The 16,679-nt window shown below is 50.5% G+C and carries 20 protein-coding genes and 1 tRNA gene; 14 read left to right on the forward strand and 7 right to left on the reverse strand.

What is annotated here, in order from left to right:
* The first annotated feature begins 120 nt into the window (after window positions 1-120).
* Both ACS5NO_RS01425 and ACS5NO_RS01430 read left to right on the forward strand, forming a co-directional pair.
* Window positions 121-456 carry a YbaB/EbfC family nucleoid-associated protein gene (locus ACS5NO_RS01425; RefSeq protein WP_114410022.1) on the forward strand — a complete coding sequence of 112 codons (336 nt, stop codon included), beginning with the start codon at window positions 121-123 and terminating at the stop codon, window positions 454-456.
* Between the two features lie 3 nt (window positions 457-459).
* Entirely contained in the window at window positions 460-1,494 is a 1,035-nt protein-coding gene (locus ACS5NO_RS01430) for a glycosyltransferase family 2 protein (RefSeq protein ID WP_439413512.1), read from the forward strand.
* A gap of 52 nt (window positions 1,495-1,546) precedes the next feature.
* Here the strand turns inward: ACS5NO_RS01430 and ACS5NO_RS01435 are convergent, their stop codons facing one another.
* The gene (locus ACS5NO_RS01435; RefSeq protein ID WP_138994425.1) at window positions 1,547-1,768 is read right to left on the reverse strand and encodes a PspC domain-containing protein; all 222 of its coding nucleotides are present in this window, start codon (window positions 1,766-1,768) and stop codon (window positions 1,547-1,549) included.
* 422 nt (window positions 1,769-2,190) lie between these two features.
* On the opposite strand from ACS5NO_RS01435, the gene ACS5NO_RS01440 reads away from it, so the two are divergent.
* Window positions 2,191-2,397: a cold-shock protein gene (locus ACS5NO_RS01440; RefSeq protein ID WP_114410025.1), complete on the forward strand. Its 207-nt coding sequence runs from the start codon at window positions 2,191-2,193 to the stop codon at window positions 2,395-2,397.
* 161 nt (window positions 2,398-2,558) lie between these two features.
* Here ACS5NO_RS01440 and ACS5NO_RS01445 read toward each other — a convergent pair whose 3' ends face one another.
* Both ACS5NO_RS01445 and lysS read right to left on the reverse strand, forming a co-directional pair.
* On the reverse strand, window positions 2,559-3,020 hold the full coding sequence (locus ACS5NO_RS01445) for a 3-oxoacyl-ACP synthase (protein ID WP_439413513.1): 462 nt from the start codon (window positions 3,018-3,020) through the stop codon (window positions 2,559-2,561).
* A gap of 13 nt (window positions 3,021-3,033) precedes the next feature.
* Complete coding sequence (lysS, locus tag ACS5NO_RS01450; protein ID WP_138994423.1) at window positions 3,034-4,764, reverse strand: lysine--tRNA ligase; 1,731 nt, start codon at window positions 4,762-4,764, stop codon at window positions 3,034-3,036.
* A gap of 193 nt (window positions 4,765-4,957) precedes the next feature.
* On the opposite strand from lysS, the gene ACS5NO_RS01455 reads away from it, so the two are divergent.
* Together ACS5NO_RS01455 and ACS5NO_RS01460 are read left to right on the forward strand one after the other, a co-directional pair.
* Window positions 4,958-5,809 (forward strand): SPFH domain-containing protein, encoded by an 852-nt coding sequence (locus ACS5NO_RS01455; protein ID WP_138994422.1) that lies wholly within the window; start codon window positions 4,958-4,960, stop codon window positions 5,807-5,809.
* A gap of 96 nt (window positions 5,810-5,905) precedes the next feature.
* Window positions 5,906-6,085, forward strand: a complete 180-nt coding sequence (locus ACS5NO_RS01460) for a type II toxin-antitoxin system antitoxin (RefSeq protein WP_439413514.1) — start codon at window positions 5,906-5,908, stop codon at window positions 6,083-6,085.
* On the opposite strand, the gene ACS5NO_RS01465 is transcribed toward ACS5NO_RS01460, so the two are convergent.
* Entirely contained in the window at window positions 6,082-6,900 is an 819-nt protein-coding gene (locus tag ACS5NO_RS01465) for a type III pantothenate kinase (RefSeq protein ID WP_439413515.1), read from the reverse strand. The genes ACS5NO_RS01460 and ACS5NO_RS01465 overlap by 4 nt on opposite strands.
* 141 nt (window positions 6,901-7,041) lie before the next feature.
* Here ACS5NO_RS01465 and ACS5NO_RS01470 point away from each other — a divergent pair, with 141 nt between their 5' ends.
* From ACS5NO_RS01470 to ACS5NO_RS01505, 8 genes are all read left to right on the forward strand, one after another.
* A complete protein-coding gene (locus tag ACS5NO_RS01470; RefSeq protein WP_439413516.1) occupies window positions 7,042-8,259 on the forward strand; it encodes a serine hydrolase domain-containing protein in 1,218 nt (405 codons plus the stop codon).
* 131 nt (window positions 8,260-8,390) lie between these two features.
* Complete coding sequence (locus ACS5NO_RS01475; protein WP_150876933.1) at window positions 8,391-8,867, forward strand: Panacea domain-containing protein; 477 nt, start codon at window positions 8,391-8,393, stop codon at window positions 8,865-8,867.
* Window positions 8,854-9,216 (forward strand): hypothetical protein, encoded by a 363-nt coding sequence (locus ACS5NO_RS01480; RefSeq protein WP_439413517.1) that lies wholly within the window; start codon window positions 8,854-8,856, stop codon window positions 9,214-9,216. Before ACS5NO_RS01475 ends, ACS5NO_RS01480 begins: the two co-directional genes overlap by 14 nt.
* Before the next feature lie 121 nt (window positions 9,217-9,337).
* A complete protein-coding gene (locus ACS5NO_RS01485) occupies window positions 9,338-10,306 on the forward strand; it encodes a DUF4886 domain-containing protein (protein WP_439413518.1) in 969 nt (322 codons plus the stop codon).
* Window positions 10,307-10,504: 198 nt separating this feature from the next.
* Window positions 10,505-10,723 (forward strand): hypothetical protein, encoded by a 219-nt coding sequence (locus tag ACS5NO_RS01490; protein WP_439413519.1) that lies wholly within the window; start codon window positions 10,505-10,507, stop codon window positions 10,721-10,723.
* On the forward strand, window positions 10,704-11,549 hold the full coding sequence (locus ACS5NO_RS01495; RefSeq protein WP_439413520.1) for a prohibitin family protein: 846 nt from the start codon (window positions 10,704-10,706) through the stop codon (window positions 11,547-11,549). The genes ACS5NO_RS01490 and ACS5NO_RS01495 overlap by 20 nt, the downstream gene beginning before the upstream one ends.
* 72 nt (window positions 11,550-11,621) lie before the next feature.
* A complete protein-coding gene (locus tag ACS5NO_RS01500) occupies window positions 11,622-12,290 on the forward strand; it encodes a YdcF family protein (RefSeq protein ID WP_439413521.1) in 669 nt (222 codons plus the stop codon).
* 324 nt (window positions 12,291-12,614) lie between these two features.
* On the forward strand, window positions 12,615-13,373 hold the full coding sequence (locus ACS5NO_RS01505; RefSeq protein WP_439413522.1) for a carbonic anhydrase: 759 nt from the start codon (window positions 12,615-12,617) through the stop codon (window positions 13,371-13,373).
* Between the two features lie 79 nt (window positions 13,374-13,452).
* Here the strand turns inward: ACS5NO_RS01505 and ACS5NO_RS01510 are convergent, their stop codons facing one another.
* The 3 genes from ACS5NO_RS01510 to fabD all read right to left on the reverse strand — a co-directional run bounded on the left by ACS5NO_RS01510 (window position 13,453) and on the right by fabD (window position 15,432).
* The gene (locus tag ACS5NO_RS01510; protein ID WP_150876927.1) at window positions 13,453-13,869 is read right to left on the reverse strand and encodes a response regulator; all 417 of its coding nucleotides are present in this window, start codon (window positions 13,867-13,869) and stop codon (window positions 13,453-13,455) included.
* 460 nt (window positions 13,870-14,329) lie between these two features.
* Window positions 14,330-14,400: transfer RNA gene (locus ACS5NO_RS01515), tRNA-Gln, on the reverse strand.
* A 132-nt stretch (window positions 14,401-14,532) separates the two neighbouring features.
* Window positions 14,533-15,432, reverse strand: a complete 900-nt coding sequence (gene fabD / locus ACS5NO_RS01520; protein WP_439413523.1) for an ACP S-malonyltransferase — start codon at window positions 15,430-15,432, stop codon at window positions 14,533-14,535.
* Between the two features lie 488 nt (window positions 15,433-15,920).
* On the opposite strand from fabD, the gene ACS5NO_RS01525 reads away from it, so the two are divergent.
* Window positions 15,921-16,655 (forward strand): succinate dehydrogenase cytochrome b subunit, encoded by a 735-nt coding sequence (locus tag ACS5NO_RS01525; protein WP_114409977.1) that lies wholly within the window; start codon window positions 15,921-15,923, stop codon window positions 16,653-16,655.
* Window positions 16,656-16,679: the final 24 nt, after the last annotated feature.

The following is a 16,679-nucleotide window of genomic DNA, read 5'->3' on the forward strand; positions in this document are numbered from 1 at the left end:
AAAGACAAAAGAATGTGGAAAGCAGGGCAGACTGTTCATTCCTTGCTACCTTTGTTTAGACAATCCCATTGTGTTGTTGGTTTTCTCTTGTCTAGTCTCTCACTTCTTTTTTTGTAAGTTATGTTCAATATGATGGATATGTTCGGCAAGGTAAAGGAATTTCAGGCCCGTATGAAAGAAGCGCAGGCCAGCCTGAATACCATTACCGAATCGGGAGAATCAGGTGCCGGAATGGTCCGTGTGACCGTTAACGGGCTGAAACAAATTGTGCGGCTGAACATTGACCAGGATTTGATTCGTCCCGACGACCGGGAGATGTTGCAGGATCTGGTTGTGGCCGCCACCAACAAGGCACTCGAAAACGTGGAACCGAAAATCAAGGCTCATCTTCAGAAAGCAACCGAGGGGTTGTTGCCCAATATTCCCGGTTTCGACCTGGGCAACCTGATGTCGTAAGGAATGGACGAGGTTGCCATCGTGATTCTGAATTACAACGGAAAATCCTTTCTTGAGCAGTTTTTACCTTCCGTTCTGACGCACTCGGAAGGTTGCCCGGTTTACGTTGCCGACAATCATTCTACCGACGATTCGCTGGCACTGCTGGAGGGGAAATTTCCGTCTGTCCACCTGATTCGTTTGGCGGCCAATTTCGGTTACGCGGGCGGTTATAACGTGGCGTTGACGCAGATCGACGCCACCTATCTTCTTTTGCTCAATTCCGACGTGGAAGTCAGTCCGGGCTGGCTGGCACCGCTCGTGCAACGAATGAAAGCCAATCCCCGGATTGCGGCCTGTCAGCCCAAAATCCGCGCCTTCAAAAAACCGCATTTGTTTGAATATGCGGGTGCTGCCGGGGGCTACATCGATTACCTGGGGTATCCGTTTTGCCGGGGCCGCGTGTTCGATACGGTCGAAGAAGACCAGCAGCAGTATGACGATGCGCGTGAAATTTTCTGGGCAACGGGGGCGTGCCTGCTCGTCCGGTCGGATGTTTTTCTGCGTTTGGGCGGGTTTGATCCCCGGTTTTTTGCCCACATGGAAGAGATCGACTGGTGCTGGCGGGCCAAAAATGCCGGTTACCAGATTTGGTATTGCCCCGAATCCACGGTGTATCACGTCGGGGGCGGAACCCTTCACAAATCCAATCCGCGCAAGACCTTCCTGAATTACCGCAACAGCCTGGCGATGCTTTACAAGAATTTGCCGACGGGTCACGTCTTTCTCAACATCCTGATCCGGTTGGTCTTAGACGGGATATCCGGGGTAAGGCTTTTGGTGGCTGGAAACTGGCGGGATACGCTGGCGATTTTGCAGGCTCACTTCACTTTTTACAGTTGGTTGCCCTACCTTCGGAAACAACGGAACGCGCTGGCCGATCTGCGTAAGAACCGGATTACCCACCCGCAGATATATCCGCACAGCATCATCTGGCAGTATTTCATAAAAGGCCGGAAAACCTTTCGGGAGCTGTTGGGAGGGAAGGAATACCAATGAATAAGACAGGGGGGGATCGCTTTTCTTTCTTCCAGCCTCTTTTTTCTGCTTATTATAATTCCCAGATAGTCGGGTGATTATGCCGCCGGAGGTGTTTGCTCATTTCCATCCAGAAAGCCATAATCAGATATAACACAACGGGCGAACCCAGCGTGAGACACGAGGTGTAGATAAAATAGAGACGAATGCTACTAGCCGAGATGTTCATCTTCTCACCTAGTTTGGTGCAAACGCCAAATGCCTGACTTTCGACGAAATACCTGAGTTTATTCATAGTAGTAACGCTCCTGATAATCAGTGCTTCGCTGGAAATAGAAAAGGGTACCTGTTAAACCCGTTCCGTAGCTTGCTTCGTTTACCAAAGATACGCGGAACCAACTGCATCAACAATTCCAGTAACGAATTGTTTGTGCTACTTATTTAGCGGTAAGCTCATTTCGTACAATTATCTCTTTAAATAAGGCAATTAAAATCGAAAAAAATTGTTTAAAAATTCGTAACAAATTTTGTTACTTTGTGTTTACTAAGGCGTTGTCTTATAAAAGTTAAGTTTTTTTTGCTATTCAACAAAGTCAATGCATAGACGGTGTGTTCCATCCGTATCGCCCATTTCGTGTGTTAACCTGGAACCTGTTTGAAGACTTTTGTTAAGAATACTCCAGTCAGTAATGTTTTATTTTTAATTTTTTAAGTTTTATGCAAACAGGTGTTGTCAAATTTTTCAACGAGAGCAAAGGCTACGGGTTCATCGTCGAAGATGATACGAACCGTGACATTTTCGTACACATTACTGGCCTGAATGGTACCACTATTCGGGAAACAGACCGGGTCTCTTTCGAAGTAATCGAAGGGAAAAAAGGCCTTAATGCTGTGAAAGTTAAAAAAATTGAAGGAGCCTATTGAGAAACCACTCCTTTGCAAACATAAAAACCCCGGTCGTATGACCGGGGTTTTTGTTGTTTTAAGAGAGATGTGAAAGCATAGACAAGAGAATATAGACAAGATGATGGGTAATAATTTTAGTCTTTATTCTCTTGTCTGTGCAATCTCTTGTCTACGCACTTTCATCTTACCGCAACAACCCGAATCGGCTTGCCGTTGAAAACCACTTCGTCGCCGGCTTTTGCGTGATTCAGTCGGACGCCAATGGGCGAAGCGGCCGAAACCGCGAAGTAATCGGTTTGGTCCACGGTCATTTTTCCGGCGCTGATGGCGATGAAATAATTCCCCTGACTCGTCATCACCAGACTGCCCGGCTGAACGATGGAATGGATTTTGCCCGCGTCGATGCGCGCCAGTTCCTGCTCCAGTTTCCGGGCTTCGGCCAGTTGCTGGGCGTGGCGGTCGCGCTCGATCTGCGCCATCGCCCGACCGGTTTCGTATTTATCGCCCGCGCTGCTTTTCGACTCCTCGTTGGCGGCCGACTGTGCGGCTTCCATCGCGGTTTTGGCCGTTTCGATGCGCTGCTCTACGTACTGGCGGCAATGGTCAAAAAGCGTTTGCTTGAGGGTGGCGGAATCGATCATCGGCGGTTTTGGATCATTGGCCCGTCCAGCTTTTCACCTGATCCAGCGTCGGCATCGTCACGTCCAGTTTTAGTTTTTTCCGCATTCCGCCCAGATCGTTGAAAATCTTGTTGGCATTGGCACCATTCAACTGACTCACGTGCTGAAAACCCATCTTCTGCAAGGCCGGAATCCAGCCCGCCGGAATGCCCAACTGTTCGTAATCGGCGTCGGTCGACAGCTCAATTTTTTTCTCGGGACGCATTTGCGGGAAAAACAACACATCCTGAATCGACGGCTGGTTGGTCATGATCATGGCCAGCCGGTCGATGCCCAAACCGACGCCCGCCGTGGGGGGCATGCCGTATTCGAGCGCACGCAGAAAATCTTCGTCCATCGCCATTGCTTCCTCATCGCCCCGTTTCGCCAGTTCTAGTTGCTCCTCAAACCGGGCGCGCTGGTCGAGCGGATCGTTCAGCTCCGAATAGGCGTTGGCAATTTCTTTTCCGTTGCAAATGGCTTCAAACCGTTCCACCAGACCCGGTTTGCTCCGGTGTTTTTTGGTCAGGGGCGACATTTCGACCGGGTAATCCGTGATGAACGTGGGCTGAATCAGGTTGCCTTCCACGGCCTCACCGAACAGCTCATCGATAAGCTTCGATTTGCCCATCGTGCTGTCGGTTTTGATGCCCCGGCCTTCGGCCACAGCCCGCAGTTCGTCTTCGCCCATCGCCGACACATCGACGCCGGTGTATTCCTGAATGGCTTCAAACATGGTGAACCGCTTCCAGGGGCGCTGGAAATTGATGAGTTTGTCGCCCACCGGCAATTCGGTTTTTCCGTGGAGATCCAGCGCAATCTTCTCGACCATCTCTTCGATCAGATCCATCATCCAGTTGTAGTCTTTATAGGCGACATACAACTCGACCTGCGTGAACTCCGGGTTGTGAAACCGGCTCATGCCTTCGTTGCGGAAATCTTTCGCAAACTCGAACACACCGTCGTACCCACCCACGATCAACCGCTTCAGATACAGCTCGTTGGCAATCCGCAAATACAGCGTCATGTCGAGCGTATTGTGGTGCGTTCGGAAAGGTCGGGCCGCTGCGCCCCCGTGAATGGGCTGCAGAATCGGGGTTTCCACTTCCAGATAGCCGTGGTTGCTCAGAAACGTCCGGATCGAATTGACCAGTTGCGTCCGCTGAACGAAGGCATTTCGAACTTCGGGGTTCACAATCAGATCGACGTACCGCTGCCGGTAGCGTTGTTCCGGGTCCGAGAATGCGTCATACGTCTGCTTATTTCCCTGTTCGTCAACGACTTCTTTTACTACCGGCAAAGGCCGCAGCGATTTGGTCAATAGTTTGAACGCCGTTACGTGGATGGAGATCTCACCGGTTTGGGTCGTAAACACGTACCCTTGCACGCCGATGATGTCGCCGATGTCCAGCAATTTTTTGAAAACCGTATTGTAAAGTGTTTTGTCGTCGTCGGGGCAGAGGTCGTCGCGCCGGAAATACAACTGTATCCGGCCCGTGGCGTCCTGCAACTCCGCGAAGGAAGCCGAACCCATGATGCGGAAACCCATCAATCGGCCGGCAATGGCAATGCTTTTATAGTCGGTTTTGTTGCGTTCGTAGTTTTTGTGGATGTCGGCCGCCGTGACGTTGACTTCGAATAATTCGGCAGGATACGGGTCAATGCCCATCCGCATCAGTTCCTCGCGCTTGTTGCGCCGGTTTATCTCCTGTTCGCTCAGTATCATCTTGAAATAAAAAAGATTTGCAAATATAGGGGATTGGAACACGGATTCAGCGGATTGAACCGATTCGAACGGATTACTTTATCCGGGTTCAGAACGCATTCCCCGTAAAAATTTACCGCACATCCGAAATTCGTTGGCTGAGAATCAAAATAATTGCTACTATTGTGATATCAAAATACTATCACAAACTGCCATGAATGAAAAGAACCTTACTTCCCTTTCCGGCTATGTTCTGCTGCTCATAGCCCTAATTCTGCTGGGCGTCTCGGCCTACGGATTTTTTTTACGCGCGTTTTGGCTTGGTGGTCTTTCCTTCTTTGTTTCCATGGTTCTGATGAGCGGACTCGCCGTGATCAATCCGAAAGAAGCCGTTGTCACCACGTTTTTTGGTGATTACACCGGAACGATGAAACAAACCGGCCTTCGGTGGGTCAATCCGCTGTACAGCAAGAAAAAAATCAGCCTGCGCGCCCGCAACCTGAACGGCCAAACGCTGAAAGTGAACGATAAAATGGGAAATCCCATCGAAATTGCCGCGGTTGTCGTGTGGCAGGTGGCCGACAGCGCCAAAGCCTTGTTTGAAGTGGATGATTACACGCTGTTTGTGCAGATTCAGTCGGAAGCGGCTGTCCGGCACCTGGCCAGTACCTGTTCGTATGATAGTATGGAAGACGAAGACGCACCGGTTACGCTCCGCGACAGCACCGGCCAGATCAACATCCTGCTGGAACGGGAGCTGAACGAACGGCTGGAACGGGCCGGTGTCGATGTGCTTGAAGCCCGGATTAGCCACCTGGCTTATGCGCCCGAAATTGCCGGAGCGATGTTGCAACGCCAGCAGGCTACGGCGGTCGTATCGGCCCGGAAGCAGATTGTGGAAGGAGCCGTCGGCATGGTTGAAATGGCCCTGGCGCGACTGGCCGAAAAAGGGGTTGTACACCTGGACGAAGAACGGAAAGCCGCCATGGTCAGCAACTTACTTGTTGTCCTGTGCGGAGAAAAATCCGTCAGCCCAGTCGTCAACGCCGGAACCCTTTACAATTAAGAGTGATGAGTTAAGAGTTAAGAGTTGGCTGACGCACTTGTTTTCTGCTTGCAACAGCCAACTCTTAACTCTTAACTCTTAATTCATCACTAAAGAATGGCTGCGGAGAAAAAAGCATTTGTGTTACGGATCAATCCCGAAACGCTGAAGGAACTCGAGCGCTGGGCGCAGGAAGAGTTTCGCAGTGTGAACGGGCAGATCGAGTATATCCTCAATGAAGCATTGAAGAAACGAAAAAAAGGCTCGAATTCCGACGCCGATCCGGAGGTGGACTAAACCCGCAAACCCACTTCCCGAATGCCGTCCAGGGTCAAATTCGGAACAATAGCCACAAAATCAGCCTCTAAAGTCGGTATGGCGGTGGCCATGCCTCCCGTGGCAATGGCAATACAATCGCCGTTTAGTTCGGCCCGGATGCGGTTGAGGAGCGACCGGACCAGGCCTTCGTAGCCCAGGACCACACCTGCCTGAATGGCGTGGGCGGTGCTGGTGCCCAGGGCCGATTCGGGCAACACCAGCGGCACTTCGGGCAACTGCGCCGTGGTGGAAAACAGCGAACGCACGGCGGTTTTTAGCCCCGGTGCAATGGCGACGCCGAGCATTTGACCGGCCGCCGAAACCGTCGTGAAGGTTAGCGCCGTTCCGAAATCGACGACGACACAATTCTGTTTGTAACGCAAGTGAGCGGCCAGCGCGTTGGCCACCAGATCGGTTCCGATGGCGTAGGGCCGCAGAATCTGGAGTGGCAAGGCGTGGTAGATCGCCGGGCCAACCACCACCGGTTCCAGGCCAAAAAGCCGGGCGAGTGTGGTTTTCAGCGTTGGGGTAAGTTCCGGCACCACGCTGCTAATGACAATCGACTGAATTGTACTAAGCGGAATATTGGCTTCCAGAAACCACAAACGCAGCAGTCGTTCATACCGGTCGCGCTCAGCCGGAACGGCATCCGTATCGCCAAATGGTCGGTCACTGAGGTGAAAAGCCATGGGTTCTTCGAGCAACGAACGCGTCCGCCAGACGTGTCGCCATTGCTGCTGATCGTATAAACCAAAGACGGTATCGGAATTGCCTGCGTCGACGGCGAGGAACATAGAGGGTATGGTATTTCAGTAGAATTTGCAAAGATAGCACGAAACCCCGTTCTGAAAATGAAGTGTTCGCGCAATGCTGTTATTTTTGACACCGGATTTGCTCAACAATCGATTTTACTACGAACCGGAATGACACATGGGATGAAAGGCTTCTGTTGGTTAGGGCTGCTGGGTCTGCTGGTAACGGGTTGTCGGAAAGGCGATCAGGACGTTACACCGGACAAACCCCTGACCTGGTTTGAAACGTTTGCAAAAGCCCTCGATGACTCACTGAAAACCAAACAAATTGGTTACGGTTTTGTGATTCTGGAAAAAGGTGAAGTGCGGGCGTCGGGCCGTGGCGGCTTGAAGTCCCGAACCACGGAGTCGGAAGGGGAGAAAGCGTTTACACTCGATACCAAAACGCACATCGCCAGCATGAGCAAAACCATCACGACGATGGCTTTTCTGCACCTGGCCGCGGAGAAAGGACTGAAAACCACCGATAAAATTGCCCCCTATCTGCCGCCGTCCTGGCCGAAAGGCGAGCATATCGATCAGATTACGTTCCGGGATTTGATGACGCACCGCAGTGGCATCATTGGGTTGGGCAACAATTGCGTCAATGGGGCTTTTTCCGAAAACATCTGGTCGGGATTTAAACAACTCGTGCAGCAGGGCGTCAAAACCGCCAACCGGGGGAATTATTGTTACCAGAACGCTAACTTCGGTTTGTTTCGGGTCCTAATTCCCGGCATTTTAGGTTATTCATTTACCGGCGACGATGGCACCGACGATCTGCAAACGCAGCAGCGGTATATTGATTACGTCCAGAAAAATGTGTTTGAAAAAGTTGGTCTCACCAACATCCTGGCCAACCATCCGACCGGTGATCCGACGTATACGTACTCCTACCTGAAGACGGGCATAACGGGCTGGAACCCCGGAAATTTTACCAACACGGTTGGGGCGTATGGCTGGTATATGACACCCACCGAAGCCGGTAAATTGTTTGCCACGGTTCTGTCGACTACCGACCAGAGCGTGCTGACCACCGCCTGGAAAGACACGCTGCTGACGCACCGGCTGGGAACTTATGCCGGTACGATCGCGGACGGGGCCATCCAGTACCACGACGGGTGGTGGTATCTGAAACTGGCTCAATACCAGGGTGTCCGCACGGTCTGGATGACGTTTCCCAATCAGGTAACGGCGGTTCTGTTTGTCAATGCGCTGCACCATTCGCGCGGGAATTTTCCGAGCGACGATGGCACCGATATTGTCACCTATCTGAGTCGTGCGTATACGCTGACCCGGCAGATGAAAGGGGGGCGGAAACTGGCGGAAAAAGTAATTCTGGAACACGACGAACCGCACTGATTCACCCCAAAAAAGGATGGAAATTAACCCGCTTCGTTGTATCTTTACTAATTGATTTTCAGGAGATGAGGATTGCTTTGCCGATTAAATGAACGGCACCCGGTTACCAGGTAAACAATAAATACGAATCTATGTACCCGGCATTGCTAATTGCCAGACAGTTTATAAACAAGGGCGTTGCCGAAGGCCGTCCCCTGACGCCGATGAAGCTGCAAAAGCTCATTTACATGGCGCACGGGCTGCATTTGGCCCGGCACGAAAAACCGCTGATTGCCGAAAAAGTACAGGCGTGGTCGTATGGCCCCGTGATTCCCGACGTCTATACCCGCTTCAAACGGTTTGGAAATAACCCGATTACAACCCCAATTCCGACCAGTGACTGGGACGAAGAACTGGATCCGCAGGCGCAGGATTCCATCAATTTTGCCTGGGACATTGCCAAAGATTACAACGCCATTCAGCTTTCCAACTGGACCCACGTCGAAGGATCACCCTGGTATCTGTCGGTTAGCCGCAACGGGGATGGCACACTGGAGCAGGAACCCATCGATAACGACTTGATTAAAGACTATTTCACCGAAATTATCAGACGCGATGTCGGAGAATGAAGGCAGCGAAAAGGCGAAAGAGAACTTCCGGAAACTGATCGAATCGTCGTCGGCCAACCCGCTCAACAGCGGACTTTCCCAAAACGAGTTCGAGCAATATGACAAGGAAGAACGCCGGACGCGTCTGGTAGGGCTGGCGCAAGACATTCAGGAACGGAAGAAATTCGCCCAATGGATTTTCTGGATGGTGGTTTTCTGGCTGGTCGTGATTCTGGGGATTATCATCGCCGAAGGGCTTCATTATCTGGACATTCCGCAGGCCGTCACCATCGCCTTGATCGGTTCTACAACGGTTAACGTGACCGCCTTTTTTGTGATCGTCACCAAGTATTTATTTCCCGGAAAATAAGGGTTGTTATTCTTAAAATGCCTTTGCTGGCCCGACCGCGGGCTTTCATGGCATAAATGATGGTTGCAAAGAGAGTAAAGCGAACCGGAACCTTTGCTTTTGGTTATTTAATCCGCCAGTTATGCTTGTCAATACCGCCGTATTCCGGGTTCGTGCCTTCGTATTCTTTCTGCTGCTTTTCGTCAGTCGGGTCGCCGTTTCCCAAACTGGCTCCGCGTTGTCTTCCGACACGAAAAAGAATGGAAAACCGCTCCATCTGTTCATCATCGGGAACAGTTTTTCGGGCAATGCGGCCAAATACCTGCGGGAACTAAGCGAAGAAGGTGGTCATGCGTTGACTCTGGGCCGGGCCGAATTAGGCGGTTGTTCGCTGCAACGGCATTGGGAAATTGCGGAAGCCGCCGAGGCTAATCCGGACGATCCGAAAGGAAAAGCCTATAACGGCAAGTCACTGAAAATGCTGCTGGCGGAGGGCGTCTGGGATGTGGTGACGCTGCAACAATATTCCATGCTGTCGGGCGATGTGGACACTTACCAGCCGTACGCGAAAAAGCTGGTCGACTACATTCGAAAGCTGCAGCCTTCGGCCAAAATCGTGTTTCATCAAACCTGGGCCTATCGCTCCGATGCCGACGGTTTCGGGCAAATTGCCGCCGGAAAACTGGCGCAGAGCGAAAAGGAAATGTGGGAGAAATCACGGGCGGCTTACCACACCATCGCCCGCGAACTGGGCGCGTCCGTCATTCCGGTTGGTGATGCCTTCTGGCGGATCAGTTCAGATCCCAAGTGGGCGTACCGGAAAGACGCCGACTATGATTTTGCTAAACCGCAAGCGCCCAATTTGCCGAATCAGGACCATTCTTTGCACGTGGGCTATGGCTGGAAAGACAACAAACTGGGTTTTGATTCACACCACGCCAGTACCGCCGGTTGTTATTTGGGGTCGCTGGTCTGGTACGGTTTTCTGTTCAATGAATCACCCGTCGACCTGAAATTCGTTCCCGAATCGGTTCCCGCCGATTTTGCCGCTCAACTGAGAAAAACCGCCTGGTCGACGGTGAAAAAGAGTGGCAAAGGTGTTAAAAATTAGAAATTACTCCGCTCATACATTCAGTAACCATCAGGATTTGAACGCGATAGATCAGAATCTCACCCTGAAAAAGAACCGCTTGTAATTCAAAAACTGTATCCTGCATAACAATTCTCGCGGTCATCTGAACGATCGGTACATTACGGCCCAATCGGTCGTAGAAGTCCGAACCGTGTTCAACTCATAACCTGATGTGCAATGGATATTCGATCAATTACCCGCTATTTGCTGGTGCTGGTTGCTACGTTCTTTATTCTGAACGGAACGTTTGCCTTATTGAATCAGGCTAATTCGTTCCTGAATTTCGCCGGTTTTTTGCTAATCGCGTCCTGGATTCTATTGGTGGTTGGTACAAAAGGTTTTACAAAACTCCCTCTTAAAAATCGAAAACACGACAATGGAAACACTCCCTCGTAAACGTCTGGTTACCATCGGTATAACCGTGGTCGTATTCCTGATCCTTTTCTCATTTATTGGCCGGTTTTACACCCGGATCGATGCCGGGCACGTGGGGCTAAAGATTAACATGTCGGGGTCGGATCGGGGCGTGAGCGACATTACGGAGGTGACCGGTTTTGTGTGGTATATTCCCTGGCTGACTAAAATCGAAGAATTCCCAACCTTTACCCAGACGGTCGATTACCAATCTTTTACCGTGAACACCAATGATGGAGCTTCCTTCACGGTGGACCCGACGCTGACGTACCACCCCAATCCGGCGGAGGTTCCCCAGATTTATCGGCAATACCGCCGACCGTTGCCGCAACTCGAGCAAACCATTATTCGAAACATGGTATTCGATGCTTACCGACTGACTACCAACGAGTTTAAGTCCGATAGCCTGGTGGGGCAACGGGCGCGTTTCGAAGCGAAAGTAGAAGCCGAGTTGCGTAAATCGCTCAAGGAAGACGGTTTTATTTACGAACGGTTGACTTCCGCAGTCACCCCACCGCCTTCTCTTCAGGCTGCGATCGATGCCAAAAATACCGCCGTTCAAACGGCCATGGCCCTTCGGAACAAAATTGAGTCGGAAAAGGCCCAGGCCGAAATTGCGATTACCCGCGCAACCGGAGCCGCCCGCGCCCGGCTGATCAACGCGCAAGCCGAATCCGAAGCCAACACGCTGAAACAGCGTACCTTGACGCCCATGCTGATTCAGCAGCAGTGGATTGAAAAATGGGATGGAAAGCTCCCCACCACCTCGACGGGATCGGCCAATTTAATGCTCGGTATCAAGCCCTGAAACGAAGTTTGGTATTCTGCTTGTAAATTGTCCCGTTCATCTAAAGAGACCTGGACACAATAAATCCTTTTTATGAATCAAGTTCCTGCATCCATTCATCGTCTGGCTAAAAGATTATGGGATTACCACCGGCTTAACCAGCCTCTCCAGCCTGCCGACGCCATTTTCGTTCTTTGTAGCTACGATAAACGGGTCGCAGAACGGGGGGCGCAGCTTTGGCTGGACGGCTGGGCCCCGCTCCTGATCTTTTCCGGTGGCCTGGGCGTGATTACCCGAAACCTGTGGACCGAACCCGAAGCGGATCAGTTTGCCGAAATTGCCCGGAACATGGGTGTTCCGGATGAGGCCATGCTGATTGAAAACCAATCCACCAATACCGGGGAGAATGTCCTGTTTACCCAACAACGGCTTGCAGAGCGCAACCTCGACCCCACTCATTTTCTGCTGGTTCAAAAACCGTACATGGAACGCCGGAGCTACGCTACGTTTCGGAAGGTTTGGCCCCAAAAACAGGTGCGCGTTACGTCCCCGCAGGCTTCCTACGAGGAATACCTGGAAACGTACTCGAATCCCGAGCTGTCGGCGGAGCAGGTGATCCACATCATGGTGGGGGATTTACAACGAATCAGGGAATATCCTCAGAAGGGATTTCAGATTCCGCAGGAGATACCACAAGACGTTTGGGATGCCTATGAAGACCTGGTTGCCGCCGGGTATGACCAGCACCTGATTAAAGCGTAACGAATTTTGGGCTTGTTCTTTTTTCCCAATTCGTCAATCCACAAAAAAAGCACCCTGATTCAATGTAACCTCCTCCCAGAAAACGGGCCCAATCTACCAACTTGACACGCTTTGCTGAACACGCTCAGGTGCTGCGGTCATTTGCCGACGTGGGCGTTTTTTCGATGGGGTTAATTAGTGTCAGTTTTTTACCCGGTGCACATAGACGGTAAAAAATCAATTGGCTCATTTTGCTAACGTAGTCACTACTTCGGGCGTATAGGCATAATAATTGTTGCATTTTCTCTTAAGTGAACTTCCTAATCTTTTAACCCTTAAGAGCTTATGAATCAGTTTTCCATTATCAAAGTATTTATTATTATGCTGGCGATCGCTGTAGGATCGTGTTCTAAAACCGAAGATATCGTAAAGCCCGATGTTATCCATTGGAATTACGAACACCCTGATTGGCAAACACAGGGATTTTCGGAATGCGCAGGCCCGATTCAATCGCCGGTGGATATTCAAACGAATAGCACCATTAAAGTGGATCTGCCCAATCTGGATTTTAACTACAGCGCTTTTCCAATTAAAATAATAGACAATGGTCATACGCTTCAAGTCAATAATAACGGTACCAATCGAGTTGTTTACAATAAAAAAACGTATGACTTCAAGCAGTTTCATTTGCATTACCACAGCGAACACTTGCTTGATGGCGTAGCCAGCGATATGGAACTACATCTGGTGCATCAGGACCCCTCCTCCGGGGCGCTACTGGTAGTGGGTTTTTTTCTTAAAAAAGGAGTTACTAATTCGCTCTTCGAATCCGTGTTGAGTAATTGGCCAAAACAAAAAGAAACGGAGGTGAGTATAACTACCTCTATTGACCTGAATAGCCTACTGCCCTCCGATAAACGCTACTACACCTACATGGGGTCACTGACCACTCCGCCTTGTTCACAAGGGGTAATGTTTTTTATTGTAAAAACACCGATTGAGGTTTCAAGTGCACAAATTGATCAGTTTAAAGCACATTATGATCACAATGCCCGGCCTGTCCAACCGCTGAATTCAAGGCTGTTGTACGAAGATGTTTTGTGAAAAGTGGATGGTTTTCTCTGATAGCACCCGGCCGGCAAAGTCTGATCAAGAATGCCGCTACCGGTCCGTTCAGGCCATATCAAACAGGGTCTGCCTGGGATGCGGGAGATAACAAGGATTCTATTTTTTCCAATAATGACTTCATGGCAAATGGCTTCATCAGAAACGCATCAGGGGAAGATTCATTGGCCCCCTGGCGGGCAATCGGCCATTCGGCACCTGAGATTAAGATAACTGGCGTCTTGCTGGTTGACGTCTTTAGTTTCGTCAGAACATCTACACCACTAAAACGGGGCATTAGCAGATCCAGCAAAATCAAGTCGGGTTGCTGTTCCGGTCGAAGCCAATTCAAGGCTTCGTATCCATCCCTGGCCAGAAAGACCTCGTAACCTGCCTTGGATAGGTGAAGCGTTAGGAGCTGGCGGTACGTTGCATCGTCATCAACAATGAGTATTTTCGGTTTCCGGTTTATCTTCTCTTCCACAATCTGTACCACAAGTGTAAGCTGGCTGGTACACGTTTACCAGGCAGGTCTTAGGGTATAGAACGCTCCTCGATATCAGTTGGTTATGCTAACTTATTATTCGGTCATATTCTCATTGGCCAACTCACTACAGATGAGCAGATAATTTCGTTCCAAGGTCCTGGGGTGCTGAATACCTAAAATCTTTTGAACCGTTTCGGTAGCCTTTTAGCAGGAATAAGGATCCGGTCGGTGAGAAAGTATCCCCCTGAGCCCAGTTAAGATCGAACGTAGCTACTCCCGTTGGCAGATGGTAAACAACGTGTACGGAGTTAGGTTGGACGGGTTGATCGGCTGGGTTCCGGTGGAAATCACAAATCAGGCAAGGGAAAGATAATTGCGGGGTAAATCCAATCTCGTTCACCATTTCGTCAACGCAAAAATAAAAAGACCGCTAACGGGATGATCGTTAGCGGTCTACATTTATTGTCAGTTGCCGGGGAAGGATTCGAACCCTCACAAACAGAACCAAAATCTGTCGTCCTACCCTTAGACGACCCGGCAATTGCGAGTGCAAAGATAGCGGTTCTGCACTTAAAAAAGCAAGAAGGTTCTGAAAAAAGTTAAGAGTTATGAGTTAAGAATGAAGAGTGGGCTGACGCGCTTTTTTAATTCTTAACTCTTCACTCTTAATTCTTAACTAGTTACGCCTTGAGTTTCGGCGGTTGGAATAATTTTCTTCACCAAACCCTGAAGCACTTTGCCGGGGCCGCACTCCACGAAAACCGTGGCACCATCGGCACTCATGGCTTCAACCGATTGCGTCCAGCGGACGGGGGCCGTCAACTGGGCGATGAGGTTGGCTTTGATCGTTTCCACATCCGTGGCCGGTTTGGCATTGACGTTCTGGTAAATCGGGCAGCGCGGCTGGCTGAACGGCGTCGTCTGAATGGCTTGGGCCAGTTCTTCGCGGGCCGGTTCCATCAGGGGCGAGTGAAATGCTCCGCCCACCTGCAACGGCAGTACCCGTTTGGCTCCGGCTTCTTTTAGCTTTTCGCTCGCGAGCCGGACGCCCTCGAGCGAACCCGAGATGACGACCTGACCGGGGCAGTTGTAATTCGCCGGAATCACCACTTCCTTAAATCCGGACCCGGCGGCCACGTCCAGACAGATCCGTTCGATGGTGGCATCGTCGAGCCCCAGCACGGCGGCCATCGTCGACGGCTGGAGTTCACACGCTTTCTGCATGGCACTCGCCCGCTGCGAAACCAGCCGCAAACCATCTTCGAAGGACAGACCACCAGCGGCAACCAGAGCCGAAAATTCGCCCAGCGAATGCCCGGCCACCATATCCGGGGCAAAATCCCCGACGGTTTGGGCCAGAATGACGGAGTGCAGAAAAATGGCGGGTTGGGTCACGTTCGTTTGTTTCAGCTCCTCGTCGGTGCCTTCAAACATAATCTTCGTAATCTCGAAACCCAGAATGTGGTTGGCCTGCTCGAACAGGTATTTTGCTTTTTCGGATTGCTGGTATAGACCCAGTCCCATTCCGGAGAATTGTGCCCCCTGGCCGGGGAAAATGTATGCTTTTTTCATGATCGAATAAGGTCGTCTTGAATTGTATTGGCAGAGAGTGGAGGATTCAGAGGATTGAACGGTTTGTCAAGTATTCTGCTTATCCTTTTTAATCTATGCAATCCAGCTCAGGACAAAAGTAACAGCCTTCCGGTAATTATTCCAAAAGCCGCGCCTTTACCGCCGGAGCGGGAAGGAATCGGGCAATCGAAAAAGTTCAAAATTAAAGAAGAGGGCAGGAGGAATATTCAAGGAATATACGCTGTACAGAAAGAGTCTATACGTTTTGAAGGCTTAAAATAATCCTATTCGGATCGTCGAATAACAAAACAAAATCGGTTTACAACCCGTTAGCCGGAGAAACGGAACAACGACCTTTTATTAATTCCAAATAAGCGTAAAAATACGGGGTTTTTTTGGTTCGAATCGCTTTGTGCTGTAGTTTTGACCTCTACGAATCGGTTAATTTTCAAGCCGGTTTACTAAACAAAAATTTCTTTACACGCTATATGTCTTGGGTAACAACAACACTTTCCAGCACCCTCGGTCGCAAAGTTGTCATGTCGCTGACGGGGCTGTTTTTGTGCTCGTTCCTGATTGTCCATTTGGTTGGGAACCTGCAATTGTTCAAAGGCGACGAAGGCCGGGCCTTCAATGAGTACAGCTACTTTATGACCCACAATCCGATCATAAAGACCATTTCTTACTTACTGTACAGTTCGATCATCGTTCATGCCCTGATGGCGCTGGTGCTGACGCGCCACAACCAGGCTTCTCGCCCCGTTAAGTATGCCTACGCAAAACCGGAAGCCAACAGCCCCTGGACCTCCCGCAACATGGGTATTCTGGGAACGATCATTCTGGTTTTCATCATCATCCACATGCGGACGTTCTGGTACACGATGCATTTCGGGCCGGTGGTGTTGAACGGCGAAACGATTACGGCCGGAAGCATTCCGCAGGTAACGTACGACGGCGAACCCATCAAGGATCTCTACGCCGTGACCGTCTTTGCCTTTTCCTACCTGTGGTATGTCGCGCTGTATGTGGTATCGATGATCGCCCTGTCGTTTCACCTGGTACACGGTTTTCAAAGTGGTTTCCAGACGCTGGGCCTTCGCCACAAGAAATATTCTCCGCTTATTGAATTTTTGGGTACGTACGGATTTGGGATCGTCATTCCGGCTTTGTTTGCCGCCATGCCGGTTTACATTTATCTGAAAGCGCACCATATTCTTTTTTAATCAGAACAGGGTTTTATCGTACAA

Origin of the sequence: Larkinella fluvii, assembly GCF_051857545.1 — a bacterium.
Classification (GTDB): Bacteria; Bacteroidota; Bacteroidia; order Cytophagales; family Spirosomataceae; genus Larkinella.

What these genes read in the sequence shown, in the direction of transcription:
- ACS5NO_RS01425 (WP_114410022.1), top strand. Translation starts at nt 121, where the DNA reads ATGTTCAATATGATGGATATGTTCGGCAAGGTAAAGGAATTTCAGGCC.
- ACS5NO_RS01430 (WP_439413512.1), top strand. Translation starts at nt 460, where the DNA reads ATGGACGAGGTTGCCATCGTGATTCTGAATTACAACGGAAAATCCTTT.
- ACS5NO_RS01435 (WP_138994425.1), bottom strand. Translation starts at nt 1,768, where the DNA reads ATGAATAAACTCAGGTATTTCGTCGAAAGTCAGGCATTTGGCGTTTGC.
- ACS5NO_RS01440 (WP_114410025.1), top strand. Translation starts at nt 2,191, where the DNA reads ATGCAAACAGGTGTTGTCAAATTTTTCAACGAGAGCAAAGGCTACGGG.
- ACS5NO_RS01445 (WP_439413513.1), bottom strand. Translation starts at nt 3,020, where the DNA reads ATGATCGATTCCGCCACCCTCAAGCAAACGCTTTTTGACCATTGCCGC.
- lysS (WP_138994423.1), bottom strand. Translation starts at nt 4,764, where the DNA reads ATGATACTGAGCGAACAGGAGATAAACCGGCGCAACAAGCGCGAGGAA.
- ACS5NO_RS01455 (WP_138994422.1), top strand. Translation starts at nt 4,958, where the DNA reads ATGAATGAAAAGAACCTTACTTCCCTTTCCGGCTATGTTCTGCTGCTC.
- ACS5NO_RS01460 (WP_439413514.1), top strand. Translation starts at nt 5,906, where the DNA reads ATGGCTGCGGAGAAAAAAGCATTTGTGTTACGGATCAATCCCGAAACG.
- ACS5NO_RS01465 (WP_439413515.1), bottom strand. Translation starts at nt 6,900, where the DNA reads ATGTTCCTCGCCGTCGACGCAGGCAATTCCGATACCGTCTTTGGTTTA.
- ACS5NO_RS01470 (WP_439413516.1), top strand. Translation starts at nt 7,042, where the DNA reads ATGAAAGGCTTCTGTTGGTTAGGGCTGCTGGGTCTGCTGGTAACGGGT.
- ACS5NO_RS01475 (WP_150876933.1), top strand. Translation starts at nt 8,391, where the DNA reads ATGTACCCGGCATTGCTAATTGCCAGACAGTTTATAAACAAGGGCGTT.
- ACS5NO_RS01480 (WP_439413517.1), top strand. Translation starts at nt 8,854, where the DNA reads ATGTCGGAGAATGAAGGCAGCGAAAAGGCGAAAGAGAACTTCCGGAAA.
- ACS5NO_RS01485 (WP_439413518.1), top strand. Translation starts at nt 9,338, where the DNA reads ATGCTTGTCAATACCGCCGTATTCCGGGTTCGTGCCTTCGTATTCTTT.
- ACS5NO_RS01490 (WP_439413519.1), top strand. Translation starts at nt 10,505, where the DNA reads ATGGATATTCGATCAATTACCCGCTATTTGCTGGTGCTGGTTGCTACG.
- ACS5NO_RS01495 (WP_439413520.1), top strand. Translation starts at nt 10,704, where the DNA reads ATGGAAACACTCCCTCGTAAACGTCTGGTTACCATCGGTATAACCGTG.
- ACS5NO_RS01500 (WP_439413521.1), top strand. Translation starts at nt 11,622, where the DNA reads ATGAATCAAGTTCCTGCATCCATTCATCGTCTGGCTAAAAGATTATGG.
- ACS5NO_RS01505 (WP_439413522.1), top strand. Translation starts at nt 12,615, where the DNA reads ATGAATCAGTTTTCCATTATCAAAGTATTTATTATTATGCTGGCGATC.
- fabD (WP_439413523.1), bottom strand. Translation starts at nt 15,432, where the DNA reads ATGAAAAAAGCATACATTTTCCCCGGCCAGGGGGCACAATTCTCCGGA.
- ACS5NO_RS01525 (WP_114409977.1), top strand. Translation starts at nt 15,921, where the DNA reads ATGTCTTGGGTAACAACAACACTTTCCAGCACCCTCGGTCGCAAAGTT.